The sequence below is a fragment of the Streptomyces sp. WI03-4A genome, assembly GCF_033792105.1.
GTDB classification, from domain to species: Bacteria; Actinomycetota; Actinomycetes; order Streptomycetales; family Streptomycetaceae; genus Streptomyces; species Streptomyces collinus_A.
This window is the reverse complement of the sequence record NZ_JARAUO010000006.1, coordinates 275,255-283,100: the sequence shown is the minus strand read 5'-3', so window position 1 is coordinate 283,100 and position 7,846 is coordinate 275,255. Positions and strand designations below refer to the sequence as shown.

Below are 7,846 nucleotides of genomic sequence, written 5' to 3'. Positions count from 1 at the left end.
GGGCGGCCCCGGGCCGCGGGCGCAGGCGCTGGGGCTCAACCGCGGGGCGCGGGCGCAGGCGCCGGGCTCAGGTCGCGCAGCCCCGGGGCCCCGCGGACGGAGGACCGGGCCCGGGCGATCAGCCGGCGGCGGCCGTCAGGTGGGCGAAGACCGCGCGCGGGCGGGTGCCGTCCGGGGCCGACCAGCCCGCGGTCACCTGGCCGACGGTGTTCGGCCCGGGTGACGGGTCGCCGGAAGCCGGCGTCAGGACGCGGTGCAGGTGGAGGGTCGTGCCGTGCGGGGCGGCGAGCCGGGTGCCGTGCTCGTCGTCGGTGGGGTCGGGCGCGGGGACCGGCGCGGTGAACGGCTCGCCGGTGTGGGAACGGGTCACCTCGCGGTCGGGCGTGTCGCTGACGCTCTGGGCCATCGCCTCGACGGTTCCCCCGATCAGCTGCAGCAGTTGGGTGACCAGCACCGGGTCGTGACAGCCGTCGTAGGCCCAGCGCTTGCCCAGCACGCCGTGCTCCATGGTGCCGACGAGCGCGTGCTCCATGCCGTCCAGGGGTGCGCCGCGGTAGGTGAGCGGGACCAGGTAGGAGGTCGGCTCGGGGGCCGAGGTGTCGGTGGTCACCATGCACTCGATGCCGACCTCGCCCTCGGGGTCGTCCAGCCGGAAGCCACCGGACTTCACCAGCACCGGGGCGCCCTGACCGCCGCGGTACCAGGGGCGGTTGGGCAGCCACGTGGTGAGGAGTTCGAGCTTGGTCGGCTTGAGGGTGGTGTGGTGGATCACGGCCATGCCGGCGGCTCTCTTCCGTGGTGCGGTGCGGACTCCGGAAGCCTCCCACACGGGCCGGGGTCCCCCGGAGCGCGCCGGACGCCAGGACGGGTGACCGCGGGCCGTGCCCATTGCCCATCTCCCTGGGCGGGCGGGAATGTTCGTTCCCGCTTCTGGTCCGGGAGACCTACCGGACGGTATACAGGCCCAGTTGACCGCGCGGTCCGCCTCGGTGCGGACCGCGTGCGACGTCCCGGCCTCAGGGGGAGGAACCCATGGCGAACGACAGCGTTGCGGCGGAACCAGCGAGATCCCGGCGGCGGAGTGCCGTGCTGGGGGCGGCGATCGGGGGCTGCGCCCTCGTCGCCGCGTCGACGGCACCCGCCGCCGCGCACCCCGCCCACCCCCGCGACCTCACCTATGTCTCCCTCGGGGACTCCTACACCTCGGGGCCCGCGATCCCGGGCCAGGTCGACGCCAACTGCGCCCGCTCCGACCACGACTACCCCTCGCTGCTGGCGGCCAGACAGGGTATGACCGCCTTCAAGGACGTGAGTTGCGCCGGGGCCACGACCGAGGAGATGTGGAAGGCGCAGGGCACCAACGCCCCGCAACTCGACGCCCTGGGGCGGAACACGGACCTGGTGACGGTACAGATCGGCGGCAACGACGTCGGCTTCGGCTCGATCATCAGCACCTGCGCTCGGCTCGGCGTCCAGGACCCGGCCGGCAACCCCTGCGAGCGCTCCTACCGGGCCGCGGGCTACGACCGGCTGGCGCTCACCGTGGTGCAGACCGCGCCGAAGATCGACCGGGTGCTGCGGGCCGTGCACGCCCGCGCCCCGCACGCGCGGGTGCTCCTCGTCGGCTACCCGGACCTGCTGCCGGACGACGGCAGCGGCTGCTTCCCGTCGGTGCCGTTCGCCAAGGGCGACTTCCCCTATCTGCGCGACACCGAGAAGCGGCTGAACCTGATGCTGCGTCTGGTGGCCTCGTGGAACCGGGCCGAATACGTAGACACCTACGGCCCCACGGTGGGCCACGACATGTGCAAGGCGCCCGCGGACCGCTGGATCGAGCCGTTGCAGCCGGCCTCGCCCGCGGCCCCCGCCCACCCGAACGCCAAGGGCGAGGCGGCCATGGCCGAGGCCGTGCTCGACCGGCTCGGCCACGCTCGCGGACGCGACTGAAATCCTCGGTCCGCCTTGCGACGGCCTCCGCCCGCCCGGGGCGGAGGCCGTCGTGGTCCCACGGGACGGGGGACCCTGCGGTCAGCCGCCGAGCGCGGCCTGGACCACGGCCTTGGCCTCCTCCTGCACCCGCGCGAGGTGGTCGGGGCCGTGGAACGACTCGGCGTAGATCTTGTAGACGTCCTCCGTGCCCGAGGGGCGGGCCGCGAACCAGGCGTTGGCGGTGGTGACCTTGATCCCGCCGATGGCGGCGCCGTTGCCCGGCGCCTCACTGAGCACACCGGTGACCGGCTCGTCCGCGAGGGTGTCAGCGGTGACCTGGGCCGGGGACAGCTTGGCGAGCAGCGCCTTCTGCTCGCGGGAGGCGGGCGCGTCGATCCGGGCGTAGGCGGGTTCGCCGAAGCGGGCGGTGAGGTCGGCGTAGTGCTCCGAGGGCGTCCGGTCGGTGACGGCCGTGATCTCGGAGGCGAGCAGGGCCAGCAGGATGCCGTCCTTGTCGGTGGTCCACACCGACCCGTCGCGGCGCAGGAAGGAGGCGCCGGCCGACTCCTCGCCGCCGAACCCGAGGGTGCCGCCGGCCAGTCCGTCCACGAACCACTTGAACCCGACCGGGACCTCGACCAGCCGGCGGTCCAGGTCTTCGGCGACGCGGTCGATCATCGTGGAGGACACGAGCGTCTTGCCGATGCCGGTCCCGGCCGGCCACCGCTCGCGGTGCCGGTAGAGGTAGGAGATGGCGACGGCCAGGTAGTGGTTGGGGTTCATCAGCCCGGCGTCCGGGGTCACGATGCCGTGCCGGTCGGCGTCGGCGTCGTTGCCGGTGGCGATGCGGAAGCGGTCGCGCTGCTCGATCAGCGAGGCCATGGCGTACGGCGAGGAGCAGTCCATGCGGATCTTGCCGTCCCAGTCCAGCGTCATGAACCGCCAGGTGGGGTCGGTGTGCGGATTGACCACGGTCAGGTCGAGTCCGTGCTCCTCGGCGATCCGGCCCCAGTAGGCGACGGAGGCGCCGCCGAGCGGGTCTGCGCCGATGCGCACCCCGGCGGCGCGGACCGCGTCGAGGTCCAGGACGCTCGGCAGGTCGCCGACGTAGACGCCGAGGAAGTCGTACCGCCCGGTGGAGTCGGCGGCGAGCGCGCGGGCGTACGGCAGCCGCCGCACGTCCTTCAGGCCGCCCGCGATGATCTGGTTGGCGCGGTCCTGGATCCAGGAGGTGGCGTCGGACGCCGCGGGTCCGCCGCTGGGCGGGTTGTACTTGAAGCCGCCGTCGGCGGGGGGGTTGTGCGACGGAGTGACGACCACGCCGTCGGCGAGGCCCGAGGTGCGGCCCCGGTTGTGGGTGAGGATGGCGTGCGAGAGCGCCGGGGTCGGCGTGTAGCCGTCCGCGCTGTCGACGAGCACCGTCACGCCGTTGGCGGCGAACACCTCCAGGGCGGTGGCCCTGGCGGGCTCGGACAGGGCGTGGGTGTCGGCGCCGAGGAACAGGGGGCCGTCGGTCCCGTTGGCCGTCCGGTACTCGACGATGGCCTGGCTGGTGGCCGCGATGTGGTCCTCGTTGAAGGCGGTCGCCAGGGACGAACCCCGGTGTCCCGACGTGCCGAACGCCACCCGCTGCCCCGGGTCGGCCGGGTCGGGGTGCAGCGTGTAGTACGCCGTGACCAGCCGGGCCACGTCGACAAGGTCCTCGGGACCGGCCGGCCGGCCGGCTCGCTCGTGCGGCATGAGTCCGCTCCTCCGCATCGGTGTGGTCGATCGCTCGGAACCCATCTTTCCTCGTCAGGGCTCCGGCATGCGAGTGCGCCACCGACGGCGGGCGAACGGCCCCGGTACGGCTCAGGGGCACCGGGGCCGGGTCCGCCCGGCGGCTCAGCCGATGTGGTAGCCGTCCCCGTACACCTTCCAGTCCAAGGGCGTGTTCAGGTCGAGGTTGCCCTTGCGCAGGAAGACCCGCTGCTCGGTGTCGACCCTGCTGGTGTCGCTGTGCGCCTCCTCCTGCTTCATGGCCCACACCCGGGCGTCGAGAAAGGCGTTGAGGTACGTCGTCTCGTTCCCGCCCTGCGCCGGCGGCTTGGCGGTGCGCAGGGCCCGCTTGCGGATGTTGCGGAAGCTGGTGGGGTCGTCGCCGTCGCCGTGCATGACGATGGCGTCGTAGTAGGCGAACTGCCCCAGGGCACGCAGCCCGTCCGCCTTGCCCTGGGCGACCGCGGGGTTGAAGTAGACCCGGTCCCGCTCGTCGTTCTGGGCCTGCTGGAACGCGCCGTCCTGGGCCGCCTTGCGCCAGTCCTTGGGGTAGTCGGGGTCGAGACCGCTGTGCGAGTCCGTCCCGTTCACCCGGCGCAGGGCGGGCAGGTACTTGGCGAGCACGTTGCCCGGCTTGCGGTCGGCGTAGAGCTGGACGAGGTCGAGCATGTCGCCGGTGCCGGAGCAGAAGCCGATGATGCCGGCGGTGTAGCCGCGGCCGTCGCCGATGTCCTCGATGTACTTGTACTGGGCCTTCCAGTCGAGCGAGGAGTTCTCCGCGCTCGACACCAGCTTCATGGCGATCTCCTTCTTCGCCGGGTCGTCCAGGCCCGGCGCGGCCGACGGTGCCGCCGCCACGCGCGGGGCGCCGAGCAGGGCGCCGGAGGCGACGGCGCCGAACACGGCGACGAAGGTCCGGCGGGAGAGGCGGCCAGGGGCTGCCGGGGCTGCCGTTTCACGGTCTGCGTGCACCACAGGGGCTCCAAAAAGGGGTGGGGCGTGGGGAGTTGGTCCGTACCGCACTTGCTGGTTGTACTGATAGGAAAGTTTCCTACCAAACGTAGAGCCGGTGCGGTAACCCGTCCCGCGAGAAGTTCGTAGGATCGAACAGGGCGGCCCCCGCCGCGGCGTCGTGCGCCGCGGCGGGGGCCGCGCCCTCATGTCACCCCGCCCGTCGGGGCGTTCGGAGCGTCACCCGCGGGGCGTCTTCGACCGCTCCCGCGCGTAGGCGTACAGCTCCTTCGACGTGGTGATCAGCTCCCGCCGCTCCTCCCGCGAACCGACCATCGGCTGGGAGCCGTTGAGCGGCACCTGGGCGCTCTCCGGCAGGAACCGCACGGTCAGCAGGCCGATGGCGCCGGCCAGCATGAGGTAGTAGGCGGGCATCAGGTCGTCACCGGTGGCGTTGACCAGCGCGGCGGTGACGAGCGGAGTGGTGCCGCCGAACGCGGCCACGGCGATGTTGAAGCCGATGCCCATGGCCGCGTAGCGCACCGCCGTCGGGAACAGGGCCGGCAGGGTGGCCGCGCTCGGCGCGGCGAAGCAGGCCAGCAGGGTGGACAGCACCAGTACCCCGAGGATCGGCAGCCAGGTCCCGTCCGCCTTGATCAGCAGGAAGGAGGGGACGGCCAGGACGATCATCGCCGCCGCGGCGACCGCGTAGACGGGCCGCCGGCCGACCCGGTCGCTGAGCCGGCCCAGGAAGGTGATCAGCACGACGATCCACACCATGCCGGTCAGCACCAGGACGTCCGCCGAGCCGCTGGAGCGGTGGAGCGTCTCGGTCTGATAGGTCGGCAGATAGCCGGTGACCATGTAGTTGGTGACGTTGTAGAGCAGCACCAAGCCCATGCAGACCAGCAGCGCCGGCCAGTGATTGCGGATGATGTCCTTGAACTCGCTGCCGGCCGACTCCTGCGCCAGCCCCTTCTCGTGCTCGTCCAGTTGCTGCTGGAAGGCGGGCGACTCCTCCAGCTTGAGCCGCATGTACAGGCCGATCACGCCGAGCGGCCCGGCGATCAGGAACGGGACGCGCCAGCCCCAGGAGAGCATCTGCGCGTCCGTCAGCAGCAGGTTGAGCGCGGTGACCAGCGCCGAGCCGAGGGCGTACCCGACGAACGTGCCGAAGTCGAGCCAACTGGAGAGGAAGCCGCGCCTGCGGTCCGGGGAGTACTCGGCCACGAAGGTGGTGGCCCCGCCGTACTCACCGCCGGTGGAGAAGCCCTGGACCATGCGGGCCAGCAGGAGCAGCACGGGCGCGGCGATGCCGATGGTGGCGTAGCCGGGGATAATCCCGATCGCGAACGTCCCGACGGCCATCATGATCATGGTGGTCGCGAGCACCTTCTGCCGGCCGATCCGGTCGCCGAGCGGGCCGAAGACCAGTCCGCCGAGCGGCCGTACGACGAAGGCCGCGGCGAACGTGGCGAAGGAGGAGATCACCTGGGCGGCCGGGGAGGCGCCGGGGAAGAACACCTTGCCGATGGTGGCGGCGAGGTAGCTGTAGACGCCGAAGTCGAACCATTCCATGCAGTTGCCGAGCGCGGAGGCGCCCACCGCCCGCCTGAGCAGCGGCGGCTCCACGACCTGGACGTCCTCCTTGCGGAAGGCCCGCCGGTTGCGGCGCAGCCTGCGGCTCAGGTCCTCGCGGACCTGGCGCGGCAGCTCCGCCACGGCCTCGGGCACCCTCGGCCGCTCACCGTCGCGGGCTTCTCGTCCGGGCGTCGCCGTACCCACGGGCTCTCCTCTCGTCGCGGCCGTTGCCGCGCGTTCCCTGCGCGCCCGCCCCGTCACCGTCCGTCCGACGGGCGCCGCGCGGCGTGCACCCTGCGCTTGCCCGGATTCACATTCGTCACACCAGCAACGCATCGCACGGGCCTCCCGAGTGCCCCGGCCGCCCGATTCAGAAACAGCACCGATCAATGCCATGAGGGCCATCGGTTGGACTTACGAATCACGCGGGCGCAGGGTGGACGGGGCCCTTCGCACCCGGCGGGCCCTTCCTGCAGCACCATCCCGGAGACGACCCGATGAACCACGTCGCGGACCCCGCTCGCTACGACGGCGCCATGCGCTACCGGCGCACCGGCCGCTCGGGACTTGACCTCCCGCTCCTGTCCCTGGGCTACTGGCACAACTTCGGCGACGACCGTCCCTTCGAGACCCAGCGCGAGATCGCCCTGCGCGCCTTCGACCTCGGGATCACCCACCACGACCTGGCCAACAACTACGGGCCGCCCTACGGCGCCGCCGAGATCAACTTCGGCCGGCTGCTCAAGCGGGACCTCGCCCCGTACCGGGACGAGCTGGTGATCTCCACCAAGGCCGGCTGGGACATGTGGCCCGGGCCCTACGGCCAGGGCGGCGGCTCCCGCAAGTACGTCCTGGCCTCGCTGGACCAGTCCCTGAGCCGCATGGGCCTCGACCACGTGGACATCTTCTACTCCCACCGGCTCGACGCGAGCACGCCCCTGGAGGAGACGATGGGCGCGCTCGACACCGCCGTCCGCCAGGGCAAGGCCCTCTACGTCGGGATCTCCTCCTACGACGCCGAGCGCAGCCGGCAGGCGGCCGCGATCCTACGGGACCTGGGCACCCCGCTGCTCATCCACCAGCCGTCGTACAGCATGCTCAACCGCTGGGTGGAGACCGACGGCCTGCTGGACGCGGCCCAGGAGGAGGGCTTCGGCGTCATCGGGTTCACCGCGCTCGCGCAGGGCCTGCTGACCGGCCGCTACCTGGAGGGGCTGCCGCGGGACTCGCGGGCCGCGCAGGGCAAGTCGTTCGACCCGGCCTGGCTGACCGAGGACATGCGGCAGCGGCTGCGCGCGCTGAACGACGTCGCCGCCCGGCGCGGGCAGACGCTGGCCCAGATGGCACTGGCCTGGGCGCTGCGGGACGAGCGGGTCACCTCCCTGGTCATCGGCGCCTCCCGCACCGAGCAGCTGGAGCAGAACGTGGCCGCGCTGGAGAACCTCGACTTCAGCGCCGAGGAGCTGGCCGAGATCGACAAGTACGCCACCGACGGCGGGGTGGACCTGTGGCGGGACGCGCGCCTGGGCAACCTCGGGTGACCACGGTGATCACTGGCACGGAGTGACATCGGCTATAGACATAAAGAAAAAGTCAGACATAATGGAGTCATTCGGACCGCGACCCC

General features: G+C 72.1%; 6 protein-coding genes. 2 read left to right on the top strand and 4 right to left on the bottom strand.

Annotated features, from left to right (window positions below; genetic code table 11):
* Window positions 1–118: 118 nt before the first annotated feature.
* Complete coding sequence (locus PV343_RS10225; protein WP_319146509.1) at window positions 119–778, bottom strand: maltokinase N-terminal cap-like domain-containing protein; 660 nt, start codon at window positions 776–778, stop codon at window positions 119–121.
* 254 nt (window positions 779–1,032) lie between these two features.
* Here PV343_RS10225 and PV343_RS10220 point away from each other — a divergent pair, with 254 nt between their 5' ends.
* A complete protein-coding gene (locus PV343_RS10220; RefSeq protein WP_319146508.1) occupies window positions 1,033–1,947 on the top strand; it encodes an SGNH/GDSL hydrolase family protein in 915 nt (304 codons plus the stop codon).
* An 81-nt stretch (window positions 1,948–2,028) separates the two neighbouring features.
* Here the strand turns inward: PV343_RS10220 and pgm are convergent, their stop codons facing one another.
* The 3 genes from pgm to PV343_RS10205 form a co-directional block, all read right to left on the bottom strand.
* The gene (pgm, locus tag PV343_RS10215) at window positions 2,029–3,669 is read right to left on the bottom strand and encodes a phosphoglucomutase (alpha-D-glucose-1,6-bisphosphate-dependent) (RefSeq protein WP_319146507.1); all 1,641 of its coding nucleotides are present in this window, start codon (window positions 3,667–3,669) and stop codon (window positions 2,029–2,031) included.
* A 144-nt stretch (window positions 3,670–3,813) separates the two neighbouring features.
* Entirely contained in the window at window positions 3,814–4,662 is an 849-nt protein-coding gene (locus PV343_RS10210) for a chitosanase (RefSeq protein ID WP_319146506.1), read from the bottom strand.
* 216 nt (window positions 4,663–4,878) lie between these two features.
* Window positions 4,879–6,372, bottom strand: a complete 1,494-nt coding sequence (locus PV343_RS10205) for an MFS transporter (protein WP_387951800.1) — start codon at window positions 6,370–6,372, stop codon at window positions 4,879–4,881.
* Between the two features lie 344 nt (window positions 6,373–6,716).
* Between PV343_RS10205 and mgrA the strand changes: the two genes are divergently transcribed.
* Window positions 6,717–7,760 (top strand): L-glyceraldehyde 3-phosphate reductase, encoded by a 1,044-nt coding sequence (mgrA, locus tag PV343_RS10200; protein ID WP_319146504.1) that lies wholly within the window; start codon window positions 6,717–6,719, stop codon window positions 7,758–7,760.
* Window positions 7,761–7,846 lie beyond the last annotated feature (86 nt).